12 protein-coding genes are annotated in these 17,283 nt (G+C 38.9%); 10 read left to right on the forward strand and 2 right to left on the reverse strand.

Annotated features, from left to right (window positions below; genetic code table 11):
- Positions 1 to 21 precede the first annotated feature (21 nt).
- The 5 genes from BME96_RS03025 (at position 22) to BME96_RS03045 (ending at position 6,630) form a co-directional block, all read left to right on the forward strand.
- Positions 22 to 1,896: an ABC-F family ATP-binding cassette domain-containing protein gene (locus BME96_RS03025; protein WP_071648244.1), complete on the forward strand. Its 1,875-nt coding sequence runs from the start codon at positions 22 to 24 to the stop codon at positions 1,894 to 1,896.
- Between the two features lie 25 nt (positions 1,897 to 1,921).
- Positions 1,922 to 2,974, forward strand: coding sequence for a C45 family autoproteolytic acyltransferase/hydrolase (locus tag BME96_RS03030; protein ID WP_071648245.1), 1,053 nt, complete (start codon positions 1,922 to 1,924; stop codon positions 2,972 to 2,974).
- Positions 2,975 to 3,085: 111 nt separating this feature from the next.
- Positions 3,086 to 3,760 (forward strand): hypothetical protein, encoded by a 675-nt coding sequence (locus BME96_RS03035; RefSeq protein ID WP_019376909.1) that lies wholly within the window; start codon positions 3,086 to 3,088, stop codon positions 3,758 to 3,760.
- 445 nt (positions 3,761 to 4,205) lie between these two features.
- The gene (locus BME96_RS03040) at positions 4,206 to 5,426 is read left to right on the forward strand and encodes a DUF58 domain-containing protein (protein ID WP_071648246.1); all 1,221 of its coding nucleotides are present in this window, start codon (positions 4,206 to 4,208) and stop codon (positions 5,424 to 5,426) included.
- Positions 5,410 to 6,630, forward strand: coding sequence for a hypothetical protein (locus BME96_RS03045; RefSeq protein ID WP_071648247.1), 1,221 nt, complete (start codon positions 5,410 to 5,412; stop codon positions 6,628 to 6,630). The genes BME96_RS03040 and BME96_RS03045 overlap by 17 nt, the downstream gene beginning before the upstream one ends.
- Positions 6,631 to 6,833: 203 nt before the next feature.
- Here the strand turns inward: BME96_RS03045 and BME96_RS03050 are convergent, their stop codons facing one another.
- Both BME96_RS03050 and BME96_RS03055 read right to left on the reverse strand, forming a co-directional pair.
- The gene (locus tag BME96_RS03050; protein WP_071648248.1) at positions 6,834 to 8,180 is read right to left on the reverse strand and encodes a CoA-disulfide reductase; all 1,347 of its coding nucleotides are present in this window, start codon (positions 8,178 to 8,180) and stop codon (positions 6,834 to 6,836) included.
- A gap of 36 nt (positions 8,181 to 8,216) precedes the next feature.
- Positions 8,217 to 9,563, reverse strand: coding sequence for a sodium-dependent transporter (locus BME96_RS03055; protein WP_071648249.1), 1,347 nt, complete (start codon positions 9,561 to 9,563; stop codon positions 8,217 to 8,219).
- Between the two features lie 303 nt (positions 9,564 to 9,866).
- Between BME96_RS03055 and BME96_RS03060 the strand changes: the two genes are divergently transcribed.
- The 5 genes from BME96_RS03060 to BME96_RS03080 all read left to right on the forward strand — a co-directional run bounded on the left by BME96_RS03060 (position 9,867) and on the right by BME96_RS03080 (position 17,177).
- A complete protein-coding gene (locus tag BME96_RS03060; RefSeq protein WP_019376905.1) occupies positions 9,867 to 11,450 on the forward strand; it encodes a Na+/H+ antiporter NhaC family protein in 1,584 nt (527 codons plus the stop codon).
- A gap of 115 nt (positions 11,451 to 11,565) precedes the next feature.
- Complete coding sequence (locus BME96_RS03065) at positions 11,566 to 12,747, forward strand: aminotransferase class I/II-fold pyridoxal phosphate-dependent enzyme (RefSeq protein ID WP_019376904.1); 1,182 nt, start codon at positions 11,566 to 11,568, stop codon at positions 12,745 to 12,747.
- Complete coding sequence (locus BME96_RS03070) at positions 12,717 to 14,399, forward strand: thiamine pyrophosphate-dependent enzyme (protein ID WP_172675281.1); 1,683 nt, start codon at positions 12,717 to 12,719, stop codon at positions 14,397 to 14,399. The genes BME96_RS03065 and BME96_RS03070 overlap by 31 nt, the downstream gene beginning before the upstream one ends.
- Positions 14,400 to 14,432: 33 nt before the next feature.
- Positions 14,433 to 15,929: an aldehyde dehydrogenase family protein gene (locus tag BME96_RS03075; protein ID WP_060680203.1), complete on the forward strand. Its 1,497-nt coding sequence runs from the start codon at positions 14,433 to 14,435 to the stop codon at positions 15,927 to 15,929.
- Between the two features lie 75 nt (positions 15,930 to 16,004).
- Positions 16,005 to 17,177, forward strand: coding sequence for a saccharopine dehydrogenase family protein (locus BME96_RS03080; protein ID WP_071648250.1), 1,173 nt, complete (start codon positions 16,005 to 16,007; stop codon positions 17,175 to 17,177).
- Positions 17,178 to 17,283 lie beyond the last annotated feature (106 nt).

Below are 17,283 nucleotides of genomic sequence, written 5' to 3' on the forward strand. Positions count from 1 at the left end.
GTCAAGGGAAGGTTTCTTGTTATGCTAACTATTGAACATTTATATAAATCATTTGGTGAGAAGGTCTTGTTTGATGATATTTCCATCACCATAACAGAGCGTGAAAAAATAGGACTTATTGGGGTGAACGGAACAGGGAAGTCCACCTTTTTAAAGACAATTGCCGGAATAGAGTCACCTGAAAAAGGAGTTATTAAACACCCTAAGGAGTATCATATTGAATATGCTGCCCAGGAGCCTGAGCTCAATCCTGAGCTGACGGTAATTGAACAAATCTATTACGGGGACTCCACCATCATGAGAGTGATGCGTGCATATGAACAAGCATTATTGGAGCTGCAGCTTAAGCCTTCCAGTCAAAAAGCACAGGAAAACCTTCTTTATTGTCAACAAAAAATGGATGAGGAAGCTGCTTGGGAGGCAAATACTACCGCGAAAACGATTCTAACAAAATTAGGTATTACTTCTTTTAATGAAAAGATTACCACATTATCTGGCGGCCAAAAAAAGCGTGTTGCTATAGCGAAGTCTCTCATCCAGCCCGCAGATTTACTTATTTTGGATGAGCCTACAAACCATCTTGATAATGATTCTGTTGAATGGCTTGAGAAATATTTACAGACATATAAAGGTGCATTATTGCTCGTAACACATGACAGATATTTTCTTAACCGTGTGACCAACCGCATATTTGAGTTGGATAAAGGGAATTTATATGTATATGAAGGTAATTATGAGCTTTTTCTTGAGAAGAAGGCAGAGCGTGAAGCTTTAGAAAAAAGTCTGGAAGCGAAGCATAAAAATACTCTTACTAGAGAGCTTGCATGGCTTCGTCGTGGAGCAAAAGCGCGTTCTACCAAGCAAAAGGCCAGAATAGAACGTGTCGAGGAAATGAAGCATAAAACCTTTGATACCAAAAAGCAGGAAGCGGAATTCCAAGTAGGGTCTGCCCGACTTGGGAAAAAAGTAATTGAGCTTGAAAACATCCATAAGTCATATGGCGATAAAAAATTAATCGATAATTTTAGTCACATCATGGTGCCTGGAGAAAGAATGGGGATTATCGGACCAAATGGTACAGGAAAAACGACGTTATTAAATATAATGGCTAACCGAATTTCTCCTGACAGCGGCAGCCTTGATATTGGTGAAACAGTCAAAATTGGTTATTATACACAAGGTGATGAAGAACTGGATGGCAGTGTCCGTATCATCGATTATATTAAAGATATAGCCGAAGTTATTTATACAAAAGATGGAGATGAGATTACAGCAGAACAAATGCTTGAAAGATTTTTATTTTCAAGAGCTGAGCAATGGACATATATCCGTAAGCTATCCGGTGGGGAGAAACGTCGCCTCTATTTGTTGAAGGTTCTTATGACGGAGCCAAACGTTCTCTTTCTTGATGAGCCAACAAATGATTTGGATACACAAACGTTGGGCGTTCTGGAGGATTATTTAGAACATTTCCCTGGAGTTGTTATTACCGTTTCCCATGATCGCTACTTTCTTGACCGGGTTGTTGATCGCTTGCTAATTTTCAAAGGAAACGGTAAAGTTGAGCTCTATTATGGAAACTACAGTGAATACTTAGATCAACACGTACTAGATTCTACTAAATCAAAACCAAAGCCATTGAAGGAGCAGCCAAAAAAGCAAAAGAAAAAGCTTTCCTATATGGAACAAAAAGAGTGGAATGAAATTGAAGATATAATTTCTGATTTGGAGAGTAAGATAGAATTATTAAAGGAAGAAATCACCACGGCTGGTAGTGACTCTGAAAAAGTACAACGGCTGTTTGCAGAGCAGCAGGCTGTAGAGGAAGAGCTAGAGACAAAGATGGAACGCTGGGAAGAACTATCCTTACTCGTTGAAGAACTGGAAAATAAATAGTTTTCAAATAAATGAGGGATGTACGGTGAAAAGAATATATAGTGATATTTTTCAGTTCCGAGGAAGTCATTATGAATTCGGATACCATCAGGGCCTTTTATTAAAAGACTCTTTTACTTTAAAGAATAGAGATAAACAATGGAAGATTAGAAGGCCGCGTTTTTCTATATCTGAGGCAGAGGTTAAGGCTGCTATTATTCCATTGGCACCAGGTGTATGGGATGAATTAACGGGATTAAGGGACGCGCTTGGATGGAATATGAATAAAGTATTGATGGAATTTGGCGGTTATCGACTTGACTACGTAAAAAGTGGATGTTCTATTTTTACGGATACAAACTATATGATTCGAAACTATGATTACCATCCGAAGACATATGAAGGTCGTTATACATTGTATCAGCCAACTGATCAAGGTTACGCAGTGATTGGGCCTTCCCAGCGGATCACTGGCAGAATGGATGGTATGAATGAAAAAGGCCTGGCACTTGGTTATAATTTTATGCATCGAAAAAAACCGGGAGAAGGTTTTATTTGTAATATGATTGGCAGAATGACATTGGAGATTTGTGCAGATGTCGGAGAAGCTATTCACTTTTTAAAGGAAATCCCGCATCGACACTCTTTTAGCTATATTCTACTTGATCGAGAAGGGGAAACATTTGTGGTTGAAGCAACCCCTCGTGGAGTTGAAGTACGTACCTCAAATGTGTGTACAAATCATTTTGAAATATTGAAAGATGAAAACCGCTACCATTTGAATGACTCCTATAAAAGGATGACAGCTATGGAAAAACAGAAGGGGCAGGTGACAGATGCTTATAAAGCCTTCCGTATGCTGAATGATACAGATAAAGGTGTGTTTTCTGATCAATATAAAAATTGGTCTGGTACCATTCATACTTCGGCATATTTTCCTAAAGAAATGAAAGCATGGTTTGCACTTGGTGGTGACCGAGAGCCAGTTGTTATTAATTTTCAGGATTGGTTACAGGGTAAGGAAATAGGGATTAAGCGGATTCTAGGTGAGGTCAATACAGAACTCCCATTTGTTCATATGGAGGATCAAGTTCGTTAATCAATTAATTTAGGTTTAAAAGAAAAGTTAGAAAGGGAAACTAATACTATAGGTTTCTTTTTTTGAAATTGTAGTTATAATAGACACAAATGCATTATAGGAGGTAACGTGATGAAGCTCTTTCAGGTTAGAAAAGGACAATTCGTTTTTTATAAAAATGAATTGCATAAAGTTTATTCGGTTAAGCCAATGTTTAAAAAGTCAGTTCATTTATATCGGTTAAAGGACATGCAGCAAATACTTACTAGTGCAAGTGAGATTGATCTGTATAGACCACAACATAATGACACGTTTATTTTTTATGGAAAACGATATACCATTGATAAAGATAAACGACCTGAGCCTGGTGATTATATTTTAATTGTTAAGCCAGCACCGGATTTTCTCGATCATTATTCTCTAAACGAGATCGAAAAAGTAGAAAGCGTTGAGGATGGTAATGTCGTAACAACACGAGATAATGGGGTAAAACATAGTGAGTATGTTGTACTTGTACCAGGGAAAAATGATGCGAGCCAAGAAATTGCATATTATGACAAAAGTCTGGTTCCCGAAGCTCAACAAATTGAGGATGAATCCATCAGTTATTTAGCAGAGTCAGATGATTCTCTTCAACCAGTTGTTGGAGATATCTATATGGATGTGAAAAATAATACGAAAGCAATGATTGTTGCTATGACAGAGGATGAAGTTGTATTTGGGCATGGTGTTCGTGTCCATGTTGCAGAGCTTCTCGATGAAAGTAACTTCAAGCTTATTTACCAGTTTGAAGGAGAACTATTATAAAGATTTCTTTTAGAAAATACCACAGTGACCGTTGCTGTGGTATTTTTGCTTTTAAAATAAAAGTGCTTATATATATTGGGGTGATACCATGTTCGGAAAATATATAAACTCCGAACTAACTTGGTAGGGCTACAAACTCCCGTTTTGGAAAATACACTTATCTCTTGTGCTCAAAGGTGCGAAAGTATTCAAATTGTAACAGGGTTATATGGGCTAAACACCTTTAGCAGATCATCTCCCGCCATTGATTTTCATTACAGATGAACGCTTTCACACTCCGAGTACAAGCGCGACATCTGTTCGTAACCTCACAACACGAAATGTTAATTTTCCTCCCTGCTCCACAGAAAATTATATAGGTTAAACACAAAATATCTAAAAACAATTGAAACTGCAAATAAATTGACTGATAATGGAAAATAACAGCTTGTAAAGGAGCAAATTTATGAAATGGAAGATAGAGAATACGGGAGAATCTACTAATACAGTTGAAATTTTATTCACTTTAATGATAGCCATAATGATTGGCGGTATGATTTGGGACAATCCTTTAACATTTATTCTTGCAGGGTTTATTGGTATATATATTATGTTATTATGGCAATATTCTAAGCGGATTGGTCAAGGTCTGGAGCTTACAAACCAAAAACACACGATTCGGCTATTCGAAGGAGAAGAAGCAGAACTGGAGATTAAATTTACTAATCACTTTTTTATTCCATATTTTAATAGCCAACTTACATTCGCTTCAGACGAAAATATTAGAAACAATAAAAATTTATTTCGTAAGCAGCTGGGGAAAAATCAGTATAAGTATTCATTTTCTCTAGGAGGGAAAAAAGAAAAAAAGTTCATTTTTTCATTTCACACCGTGCAACGCGGGATAGCGCGATTGGAAAATATACAGGTTAGATTTCCCCACATATTTGATTTCAGATTAATCTATTTAAAATACTGTGAGAGATACCAAACTGAAATTATTGTATATCCGAAATTGGAAACAGTAGGCGGATTAAAAGAAATTTCTTCTTCCATACTTGGGGAGCAGCAAAGCCGTTTTTCGCCATTTGAAGATATGGTTTTAACAAGGGGAACAAGGGATTATATTTCTTCAGATCCGTTTAATAAGATTCACTGGAAAGCTACAGCAAGAAAACAAGAACTGCAGACAAAGGAGTTAGAGCCGGTCAAAAACTTCTCCTGGTCGATTATAATTAATATAGCAAAAATAAGTCCATTAGGTAATTTATACAATAATGAACAATTAGAGCGTTTTCTATCTCAAGCTGCGTACATTAGTCGTTACCTTATTCAACAGGGATTTCCCGTGGAGATCTATATTAATTCTGCAGTTTTGAACCATCGTCCATATCATTTACCATTGGGCGAAGGACGAGAGCATTTAAAAAGCATTCTGGAATTTTTAGCAAGATTTGAGGATAATGGGCCACTATTAACGATGAACAGAATTTATCGTATATTGGATTCACAAACCAGTGGATCTCGCCTGCTTATATTAATTGGGGAAGCAGAAGAATACACTAATTATTTTTACGAGAAATGGGCAAAAGGTCAAAAGCAAGTATTTCATGTGAATAATGGAAAGGCTGGGGCTCATATCGGGCCTTTACAAAAAGGTGGAGAGAAATATGATAAAGCAAAATGAACTTATAGTACTGTATTATCAATTGATTTCAGAGTATTTGCTTTTTTACCTATTCCTTCACCCTATTCTTATTGCAACAAATACATCCATTTCCTATGGGGTTTATATATCTATCATTATTATATCCTTGCTCTTGCATGCTGTGGTTCAAAGATGGGTTAGAAATTTCAGTTTATATGCAATCATGTTTATTTCCCTACTTATTATACTTTTGTTGGTCTACGGGATATCAATATTTTTGGTGATTCTACTAACTATATTTCTCGTTTGGCGGCAGATTGTGCATGATGAAGAAGCTGATGCAAAAAATCAAAAAGTATTGATAGTTGTTATGCTCTCTATCTTTATTTTTGATATTTATTGGATGTATGATGAACAATTAATTTGGATAGCTCTCACGTTTCTCATTGTCTTGATTGCGGGGTATATGGTCAGTAATATTTCTCATGGCAGGAATGGTTACCATCAATTGAAATTTATTGGCTTTACGATAGCAAGCATGCTTATTGGTGGTATATTACTTTATCTCTTATATGATGTGATTCAACCCGCCACAGGCTTCCTTTGGAGTAGTGTGGCTCAATTATTAATGATTTTTTCTAAAGGAATTGCTTATTTAATTGATGTAAGCCCATTGGAGATAGAAGGAATCAGAGAGATGATCACTTCTAACAATACCAATAATGTAAAAATGGAAATGCCTGATGAAATCCCAAGATCAGATAACGAGGATAAGGTTGACCAAGCGATAACCGATTCCTTCTCTAGTTGGTGGTTGTTAAGCGTGTTTGTTGCAAGCCTACTTATTCTACTTTTTTTCTTTTTAAAAAAGAAGCATATGTCAAAAAATCTGGAAGTAGTAGAAGCAGAAGGTTCTGTTAGCCAATCTCCTGTAGAAAAGAGGGAGACCAAAAACAGACTGACCCGAAGTAATTCCAAAAAAGGATGGAAGGTTGATAACGAAATACGTAAGCAAGTAATGGAACTGGAAGAACTGGCATTTGAAAAAGGCTATGGAAGGTTGAAATATGAAACAATTGAAGAATGGCTGGAGCGTCTTGAACTTAACACCTCCCAATTAAAAATCTATCAAAATGTCAGATATGGAAATAAATATGCAACAGAAGAAGAGACAGTCTATTTTAAAGAAGAAATTTCAAGAATAAAAGCATGGCTTCAAACAGCAACTAATAGTAGGAAATAGTCCGTTTAAAAAGATAGCATTATATTAATTATGTATCTGCTGCAGGTGAAATTAATCGGCAGTAGAGCGAAATAATCCCCTGCAGAATCATTATTGGATAACGGCACAGTAAAATCCTCTTTATAGTATATATCTACTGTAAAACACACCTCCATTAGTTTAACTTACGACTAAACTAGTGGAGGTGTGTTTCAATTTTAGTGTTAGAGGCTTTTTAACATTGCTGCTGCCTTGTATCCCAATATATTAATTGGATCTTTTGGACTGGAATAGGGAGGAGCATAAGCAAGCTCCAATTCTGGTAGATCAGCTACGGTTAGACCTGCTTTTAGTGCAGTTGCCAACACGGCAAGTCGTTTATCTACACCTGCATAACCTATCGCTTGAGCCCCGTAAATACGTCCATGCGCTTCATCAAATAATACTTTAATCCATAATTTTTCAGCACCAGGATAATAGCTAGCATTAGACATTGTCTCCAATGAAGCGGTTTGAAAATACATACCAAGTTCTTTTAGTTTATGGCTATTAAGCCCTGTTGCTCCAACCGTTAAATCAAATACCTTTAGAATAGCGGAGCCTTGAGTACCGTTAAATGAAGCAGTTGCACCGGTCAAATGCATGGCGATAATATATGCCTGTCTGTGTGCAGGCCATGCTAATGCGACATGTCTAGGGGTACCTGTTACTGTATCAGGAGCTTCAACCACATCTCCTAAAGCATATATGTTTGGGTCAGATGTCTGCATATATTCATTCACTGCTATAGCACCCGTGGTACCTATTTTTAGATCAGCGTCAATTGCCAATTCAGTGTTTGGTTTAATTCCCACTGCCATTATGATGAGATCTGCTTCCACTTTTCTGCCGCTGTTTAGATGCAATGTTTTACCCTCATTGGAACAAGAAGCAAGGCCATCATCAAGTAAGATTTGAACTCCTTTATCATTTAAATGATTTTCTACGATTGCAGCAAGATTCTCATCAATAATTTTTATGGCTTGCGAAGACCGGTCAATAATCGTACATTTCAAACCTCGTTCACTTAGATTTTCCACCATTTCTAATCCTACGAACCCGGCTCCGACAATTGCAACAGATTGAGGTTTTTTTGTTTCTATAAAATCAGAAATGTTATCCATATCGGATATAGTGTGTAACGGAAAGGTGCGCTGCGGATTTAATCCCTCTATATTAGGAATGATTGCAGAAGCTCCTGGAGCCAAAATAAGTTTATCATAGCCTAACTCACCAGCATCCAAAGCGGCTTGATAATAAATACGCTGTGTACTTCGATTAATAGCTTTAACTTCTGTATTCGTATGTACGGTAACTTTGTATTTTTTACGGAACTGTTCTGTTGAGTAGAGAATGTCATCCCGATTTTTCACCAGACCACCGATATGGTAAGGCATTCCGCAGTTGGAAAAAGCAATGTGACTTCCTTTGTCGAGTACGATAATCTCTGATTCTGCATCCTCTCTGCGAAGCTGGGCGGCGACGGTAGCGCCCCCGCCAACTCCGCCAATAATAACAATTTTTCTGGTCAAACAAACACCTCCAACACTATTTACTTTTAGACTTCCCTAAAAAAGCCCAAGTGACCCAAGAAATACGACAATAATTGTAACAGGTACTAACCAGCGCATTAATTGAAACCAAACTTTATATACCGATGGAGATAAGTGGTTTCCATAGGAGAACTCTTTTTGCATGACAGCATGCTCCATTTTGTATCCAATAAAAATAGCAATAAATAAGCATCCTCCAGGCAACATGATGTTACTGACAAGGAAATCAGAAGCGTCAAAAACAGTAAGACCGAAAATTTTAAAATCAGCTAAATTGCTGGATGATAAAGCTGCAGGGATACCTGCGATAAATACGAGTATTCCTGCAAATGCAGCTACCTTTTTTCGAGACCGATTTTTATTTTCGGTAAACGCTGAAGTGATAATCTCAAGCATGCTAAAGGAAGAAGTTAGTACAGCGAATAAAAATAACAATAGAAATAAACTTAAAAACACTTCCCCAAAGGGCATTTGTGCAAATGCTTCCGGTAACACAATGAATAGTAGACCAGGCCCTTCAGCAGGTTCTAAACCGAAGGCAAAAACAACGGGAAAGATGGCCAACCCTGCAAGTAGGGATACAAAAATATTCATTACCGATACCGAAGCTGCAGACATAGGTAAACTAACATCTTTTCGTAAATAAGAGCTGTAAGTTACCATAACGGAAATACCTACTGCCAATGAAAAGAAGGACTGCCCCAATGCATAAAGTACGTTAGAAGCATTTAGCTTGGAAAAATCAGGCTGAAGGAAGAAACATAAGCCTTCCATTGCACCTTCGAACGTTAGTGAACGGATAACCAAAATGATAAAAAAGATAAATAGTAACGGCATGAGAATTTTACTCGATTTTTCAATCCCGTCTTTGATACCGAAAGATACCACTACAACGTTAATAAGTAAAAACAATGCAAACCCAATAAGAGTTATTAATGGACTGCCAGTAATTGTTTCAAATAAGGCTGGATAATCTGCCCCTTCTTTAATAATTAATCCTGGGATGGATAAAACGCTATAGGTGAGCACCCAACCACCTACAACACAGTAAAAGGACATGAGCAGAAACGCTCCTGCAACTCCCCACTTCCCGATGAAGCTCCAGTTTGACTTCGGTGACAGTACTTTGTATGCAGTGACAGCTTCCTTTTGTGCACCACGGCCGATAATGAATTCGGCGATTAAAATGGGAAGACCAATGATAACTGTAAAAGCAATAAATAAAAGGAAAAATGCTCCGCCACCATTCATCCCTGTCATGTATGGGAATTTCCAAATTGCTCCGAGTCCGATAGCGGCTCCAGCTGAAGATAGAATAAAGCCCAGCTTAGAAGCCCATTGATCTTGTTTCTTCTCTTGCATAATGCGTCTTCCTCTCCAAGTATATCTAGTGATGAAAATTTCTTTCTAGTATATCACGTTTATGCTGTATTGTGTTTCTGGTAAATAAATCAGTTATTTACGAGCGCGTTTACGTATATTTTCGTATAAAAAAGGTTTTTTTGAAATAAAGTAGAATAGTATAAATAATCCAATTATGAAAGCGATTACAAATAAAGGGGGGTGATTTCTTTCCGGTAAACTTGGAACATCATTCGTTATAACTGAAACACAGTAGCTTAGCGATTTAGTAAGGATTGATAAATTGTAAAGGAGGGTTTTTTTATGGAAAACACTATATGGTCCTTGGTACCCCCGTTATTGGCAATTGTCATGGTTTTACTCACAAAAAGAGTTTTACTGTCACTTGGAGTAGGTATAGTTGCTGCAGCTTTCTTTATAGGAAGTTTTAATATTATGGAATCACTATTGCTTGTATGGGAGTCATTTAAAGGGGTGTTTATCGCAGACGGAGCTCTAAACACATGGAACATTTATATTTTGCTATTCGTACTAATGCTTGGAATACTTACTGCATTTGTAAGTATGATGGGTGGAACACAGGCTTTTGCGAATTGGATGATTTCACGGGTAAAGACACGCGCTGGTGCGCAAATTATGACAATGGTGTTGGGAATTATTATATTTGTGGATGATTATTTCAACAGCTTAACAGTAGGACAAATAGCTAAGCCGGTGACGGATAAACATCGCGTTTCTCGTGCGAAGCTTGCGTATATTGTAGATTCTACTGCAGCACCAATTTGTGTTGTTGCCCCAATTTCAAGCTGGGGAGCATATATTATTGGCATTATTGGTACCATTTTTACAACACAACAGATTACAGAGCATACAGCTTTTGGCGCTTTCCTACAAATGATTCCAATGAATTTTTATGTATGGGCAGCTTTGGGTGTCGTGCTGGTAATCGCCTTGAAACAAGCAGATTTCGGACCAATGAAAATTCATGAGCAACGTGCTATGGAGACAGGTGAAGTACTCGATCCATCAAATAAAGAAAAGTTGGATGCTGAATCTAAACTACCTGAAAGTGAGATAGGAAGAGTTAGCGACTTATTATTACCAATTGCAATTTTATTTGTAGCAACACTTGGTTCCATATATATAAATGGCCTTGGTGCGGTTGAGGGTGAAGCGACCCTTATCAACATTTTTGGAAGTGCGGATGTGTCTGTTGCCCTCTTTTACGGTGGGCTTATAGGTCTAGCAGCTACTTTTCTATTGTTTAGTCGTCACTATCGTGCAAAGAAGCTGACAGGAAAGCAATTCGGTGAAGGTGTAAAAGAAGGCGCAAAGTCAATGCTCCCAGGCTTTACTATTTTAATTTTTGCGTGGGCAATTGTTGCTTTAATTGATCAGCTCGGCACAGGGACTTACTTGGCAGGCATTGTTGAAGAGGCTAATCTTAATTTGGCTCTGCTTCCCTTAATTGTTTTTGTTATGGCAGGATTCATTGCATTCTCAACAGGTACTTCCTGGGGAGCATTTGGAATATTATTACCGATTGCTGGACAAATTGCCGCTGTAACAGACCCTGCATTAATTATGCCAATGATGGCTGCGGTTCTTGCTGGTGCGGTATTTGGAGACCATTGTTCACCGATTTCTGATACAACAATTCTTTCTTCTACAGGTTCCAGTTGTCATCACATTGACCATGTTACTACACAAATGCCTTACGCAATTGTTGCAGCAGTAATTACGGGGGCTGGATATCTGGCGCTTGGATTTACTGGAAGTGTAGTTGTAGGTTTAATTACAGTGCTGGCTGGCCTGACAATCTTCTTTGTTACTTTAAAGAAACCTGTGATTAAAGATGAGATAGCAGAAGAGCCAATAGCAAAATAACTAGGCCATTTGCACGAGTTTAGATCAGTATATTGTAAATTTTTAAATAATAAGCTATACTAATGTTAAATATATGAAACAACGTTTTAATAAATGAAATGCAGGGGGATGGGAAATGAGCTTTGTTTCAGAGAAGGTAATGAGTTTACCTCCGTACTTGTTCTCAGAGTTTCAGGCAAAAAAGAAAAAGCTTCAAGAAGAAGGTATGGACGTAATTGATCTTGGAATAGGAGCACCTGACTTAGCTGCACCACCATTTGTTTATGAAAAGTTAATTGAGGAAGCAAAATATCCCGCAAACCATAGGTACTCCACTTATAGTGGATGTGATGAATTTAAAGAAGCGGTTGCCTCATTTTATAAAAAACAATACAATGTGAGGCTAAATCCCGAAACGGAAGTGCTTGCGCTAATAGGGTCAAAGGAAGGGATTGCTAATTTGGTTCAAGCTGTTATAAATCCTGGAGACTCTGTACTAATTCCCGATCCTGGTTACCCGGTCTATCGTAACGCTGTTCATTTGGCAGGGGGAGAAGTTATCCACTTTCCTTTGAAAAAAGAAAATGGATTTTTACCTCAGTTTGAAAAAATATCATCAAAGGACGCGGAAAAATCTAAACTGCTTTTCTTAAATTACCCAAGTAATCCGACAACTGCTACAGCAAATCCATCGGTATTTTTGGAAGCGATTACATTTGCTGAAAAGTATAACCTATTAGTAGTCAATGATGCCGCCTATGATCTCATTACATTTGGTAATTACCGTTCGCCCAGCATCCTGCAAGCTCCAAATGCGAAAAATTTTGCCGTGGAATTTGGCTCTCTCTCCAAAAGCTTCAATATGACTGGTTGGAGGATTGGCTATGTGGTTGGGAATAAGGAAGTTATTCAGGCGCTTGCCACGTTAAAGAGCAATATTGATACATGCCAATTTATCCCCATTCAAAAGGCAGCAGTAGAAGCTTTACGAAGTGACTTTTCTACTGTTGCTGCTAATAACAATGTGTATGAGAAAAGGATGGAAAAACTGCAACCTGTCTTAAATGAATTAGGACTTCATACAGAAAAGCCTAAGGGTACGATCTTTCTTTGGGCGCAAGTACCCGAAGGCTACACTTCTATGAAGTTTGCAGATCAAATGCTGGAAGAATTGGGGATTATCCTGACACCTGGTACGGCCTTTGGCCCATCAGGAGAAGGATTTGTGCGAATTGCTTTAACTGTGGATGAATCAAGGTTGGAAGAGGTTATTCTTCGGTTAAAGGAATGGAAGGAAAAGGGGGCGAGCAAGGCTTGAAAGAAATAAAGAGAATGAATGCAGCACAAGCAATTGTAGAATGCCTGAAAAGACATGAGGTAGAAAATGTGTTTTGTGTCCCAGGAGAAAGTTATTTACCTGTGCTTGATGCATTGTATGACCAACCTTCCATTCAAGTTATCTCTGCAAGGCATGAGGGGGGAGCTTCCTTTATGGCAGAGGGGTATGCTAAATCCAAACTAAAGGCTGGAGTTGTCTTTGCCACAAGAGGAGTCGGTGCAGCAAATCTATCTATTGGAGTGCACACAGCATACCAAGACTCAACACCAATGGTTGTTTTTCTTGGGCAGGTGCATAGTAAATTCAGGGGGAGGGAAGGTTTTCAGGAGGTTAATCTGGAAAACTACTTTCAAGAGATTGCTAAGTGGTCGGTAGAATTGACTGATGCAGAAAGAACTCCTGAAATTATCCAGCGTGCATTTCGAATAGCTCATTCAGGAAGACCCGGGCCGGTGATCGTTTCCCTGCCTGAAGACGTATTAGTTAAAGAAGCTGAAATGCAATTTGGCCCAGTTGCTCCAGTTCCAAAGCCAGCTCCGTCCCAGATTGAAATAAAACAAATAGAGAGCGAATTACAAGCTGCAGAGAAACCAATTATTATCGCAGGAGGGGGAGTAAAGGGGGCGCGTGCGGAAAATAAATTAATAGAATTTGCTGAGAAATACTCCCTACCTGTCATTGCTGCTTTTCGCAGGCAGGATGTATTTCCAAATGACCATAGCCTGTATGTAGGTCACCTGGGACTGGGTACAGGAAAAGAAGTAATTGATACAGTGGCTGAAGCTGACGTCATTATTGCTTTGGGAACAAGGCTGTCCGAAGTAACTACCCAAGATTATTCCATTATAACTAGCGAGAAAAAGCTTATACACATAGATATAGATTTTCAAACTCTCGGAAAAGTGTATCCACCGGAAATAGGGGTGGTGGCGGATCTTAATGAGGCATTACAAGCACTTATGATAATAGAGATCAAAACGAAATGGAAAAAGTGGGCGGAACATCGAAGAAATGCATTCCAAGAAGTTAGTTATTTAGAAAAAAAACCCGAAGAAGTGCTTAATAAAAATATAATCGCCGTACTAAAAGAAAAACTGCCTGAAGATGCATTATTGACAAATGATGCAGGGAATTTTGCAGGCTGGTTGCATGCCTTTTATCCTTTTCGAAAGGCACATACGTATGTAGGTCCGACCTCCGGAGCCATGGGTTATGGGATGCCAGCAGCTCTTGGAGCACAGCTTGCTTTCCCGGAGAAAACGGTTGTTTCTCTGTCTGGAGATGGAGGTTTTATGATGACTGGCCAGGAGCTGGAAACAGCAGTCAGATACAAGATACCTGTCATATGTCTCGTATTTAATAATAAAATGTATGGTACGATCCGTATGCATCAGGAAATGCATTATCCGGGAAAGGTAATGGCAACAGATTTAGGGGAAGTTTCCTTTGTAGACTTTGCTCAAAGTTTGGGTGTGAGCGGCTTCAAAGTAACAACGCTGGAAGAATTTGAAACAGCTTTTGAGCAAGCTTTACAAGGATTCAATCCGGTACTTATAGAAATTGTAACAGAAAAAGAGCAAATATCTGTTTCATCCACGATTACTGAACTACGTAAACGTGCAATGAAATAGTTAAATTTAATAGTATTTATAGGAGGTATAAGCATGGAGACAGTATCACTACAAACAGAAAAACTAGCAAATTACATTAATGGTGAATGGGTGGAAGTAAATGAATCTACTTCTGTTATCAATCCGGCAACAGGAGAAGAAGTTGTTCAGGTTCCTCTTTCCGAAGCTGATAGTGTGGAACAAGCAGTAGCTGCAGCGAAAAAAGCGCAGAAGGAATGGGCATTGGTTCCGGCACCACAGCGAGCAGAGGTACTTTACCAGGTTGGATATATTATGAAGGAGCGTAAAGAAAGACTTTCCCAGCTTTTAACGATGGAAAATGGAAAAGTAATCGAAGAAGCACGTGGCGAAGTTCAAGAGGGAATCGATATGGCTTTTTACATGGCAGGAGAAGGACGCCGCTTATTCGGTCAAACAACACCAGCAGAGTTAAAAGATAAATTTGCGATGAGCCAGCGTTGTCCAGTAGGTGTTGTAGGTATTATCACCCCATGGAATTTTCCAATTGCGATTGCTACATGGAAGTCATTCCCGGCAATTGTTGCGGGGAATGCAGTAGTTTGGAAGCCTGCAACGGAGACTCCGATTATGGCATATGAATTGGCTAAGATTTTTGAAGAGGCTGGGCTACCTAAAGGTATTATTAACGTTGTCTTTGGCAAAGGGTCGACCGTAGGAGATGCAATGGTGCATCATGACGACATACGTGTTATATCCTTCACAGGGTCAAATGATACAGGTCGTAATATAGCAGGTGAATGTGGGAAGCAGTTAAAGAAGGTATCTCTTGAAATGGGTGGAAAAAACGCGGTAATTGTAATGGACGACGCTGATATCGATTTGGCTGTAGAAGGAATTCTATGGAGCGCATTTGGCACAAGTGGCCAACGTTGTACAGCATGCAGCCGAGTTATCGTACATGAAAAAGTAAAAGAAACGTTGGAAGAACGATTGCTTGCTTCCATGGAAAAATTAACTATTGGGAATGGCTTAGATGAATCCAATAAGGTTGGCCCGATTATTAATAAAGCTGGCTTGGATAAGATAAAAAGCTATATTGAAATCGGTAAGAATGAAGGGGCCAAATTGTTGGCAGGTGGCTATGAAATAACCGACGGTGAGCAACGTGCAGGGAATTATTTTGCTCCTACGTTATTTACGGATGCTACCGCAGATATGAGAATAGCACAAGAGGAGATCTTTGGTCCTGTCGTATCTCTTATTCCGGTTAAAAGCTTTGAAGAAGCAATAGAAGTGAATAATGGGGTTACGTACGGTCTATCCAGTTCTATTTTCACAGGGGATGTAAATAGAGTGTTTAAAGCACAACGTGATTTAGATACGGGAATTGTTTACGTTAATGCGGGAACAACTGGAGCGGAAATTCACCTTCCATTTGGTGGCACAAAAGGTACTGGAAATGGACATCGTGATTCTGGAGTACAGGCGCTGGATGTGTTCACGGAATGGAAAGCAGTCTATGTCGATTACAGTGGAAAGCTGCAACGTGCTCAAATTGACGTGGAATAATAACGAGGCGACGAGTTAAAAAAGCTGTTGAAAGATATATTTCTATAAATATTATTCTTTGCAGGGAGTGGTTGGATGAAAATAGGTGTATTAGGATCTGGTTTAATGGGAAAGGAAGCAGCACGGGATCTAGCAGCAAGTGAAGGTGTGGCAGCAGTAGGTCTGGCAGATATTGATTTATCAAGGGCCCAACAAGTATGTGACCAACTGAATTCTTCTAAGTTAACTGCATATCAAGTGAATGCGAGTAGTGAGCAGGAGCTAGCCAATTATATGCGTCAGTTTGACGTGATTATCAATGCACTGTTTTATTCATTTAATGAAATTGTTGCACGGACAGCTATACAGGTAGGTGTTAACTCTGTGGATCTGGGGGGGCATATTGGTCATATGACAGACAAAGTGCTTGCAATGAAGGAAGATGCTGAGACAGCAGGGGTAACTTTAATCCCAGATCTCGGAGTTGCGCCTGGTATGATAAATATTTTATCAGGATATGGGGCAAGCAAACTGGAAAAATTGGATTCCATTAAGTTATTTGTGGGAGGTATTCCCGTTCGCCCGGAACCCCCATTAGAGTATAATCATGTATTCTCCATGGAAGGTGTGTTTGACCATTATACAGATCCCTCTCTTATTATTCGAAATGGGATAAAACAGGAAATACCTTCATTGAGTGAAGTGGAGGCCATCCATTTTGAAAAGTTTGGACCTCTTGAAGCCTTTCATACTTCCGGCGGTACATCAACACTTTCTATATCTTATCCGGAGTTGGAAACATTGGAATATAAAACGATACGCTATCCCGGCCATGCACAGAAATTTAAGCTCCTTGTCGACTTGAATCTGACTCGTATGGATTATGAAGTAGATGTAAAAGGTCAGAGGGTAAACCCACGGGAAGTATTATTAAAAGTACTTGATCCGATTGTGGAACTTGGCGAGAAAGATGACGCTGTATTGCTTCGCACTGTTATTTCAGGAGAAAAGACGGGCATGCCGGCAACATATCAATATGAAATGACAACATATAAAGATCGTAATACACAGGTTACAGCAATGGCTCGCGCAACTGCCAATACGATTTCAGTTGTGGCACAGATGATAGGAAATGGAACGATCGCAAAAAAAGGTGTCTTCCCTCCGGAAAAATGCGTGCCGGGTGCAGTATATATTAAAGAAATGGCTAAACGGGGCGTAAATATTATAGAAACAGAACAACTGGAAAAGACGAGAGTTAGCATGTAAAGAAAAATTATTTTATAATTATATATTAAATAGTTAACCCTCTACTACGAAAGGTAGGGGGACCTTTTCTTTTATTCTACGATTTAATTATGACAGCAAGGAGATT

Source organism: Virgibacillus halodenitrificans (assembly GCF_001878675.1).
GTDB classification, from domain to species: Bacteria; Bacillota; Bacilli; order Bacillales; family Amphibacillaceae; genus Virgibacillus_Q; species Virgibacillus_Q halodenitrificans.

What these genes read in the sequence shown, in the direction of transcription:
- BME96_RS03025 (WP_071648244.1), top strand. Translation starts at nt 22, where the DNA reads ATGCTAACTATTGAACATTTATATAAATCATTTGGTGAGAAGGTCTTG.
- BME96_RS03035 (WP_019376909.1), top strand. Translation starts at nt 3,086, where the DNA reads ATGAAGCTCTTTCAGGTTAGAAAAGGACAATTCGTTTTTTATAAAAAT.
- BME96_RS03040 (WP_071648246.1), top strand. Translation starts at nt 4,206, where the DNA reads ATGAAATGGAAGATAGAGAATACGGGAGAATCTACTAATACAGTTGAA.
- BME96_RS03045 (WP_071648247.1), top strand. Translation starts at nt 5,410, where the DNA reads ATGATAAAGCAAAATGAACTTATAGTACTGTATTATCAATTGATTTCA.
- BME96_RS03055 (WP_071648249.1), bottom strand. Translation starts at nt 9,563, where the DNA reads ATGCAAGAGAAGAAACAAGATCAATGGGCTTCTAAGCTGGGCTTTATT.
- BME96_RS03060 (WP_019376905.1), top strand. Translation starts at nt 9,867, where the DNA reads ATGGAAAACACTATATGGTCCTTGGTACCCCCGTTATTGGCAATTGTC.
- BME96_RS03065 (WP_019376904.1), top strand. Translation starts at nt 11,566, where the DNA reads ATGAGCTTTGTTTCAGAGAAGGTAATGAGTTTACCTCCGTACTTGTTC.
- BME96_RS03070 (WP_172675281.1), top strand. Translation starts at nt 12,717, where the DNA reads ATGGAAGGAAAAGGGGGCGAGCAAGGCTTGAAAGAAATAAAGAGAATG.
- BME96_RS03075 (WP_060680203.1), top strand. Translation starts at nt 14,433, where the DNA reads ATGGAGACAGTATCACTACAAACAGAAAAACTAGCAAATTACATTAAT.
- BME96_RS03080 (WP_071648250.1), top strand. Translation starts at nt 16,005, where the DNA reads ATGAAAATAGGTGTATTAGGATCTGGTTTAATGGGAAAGGAAGCAGCA.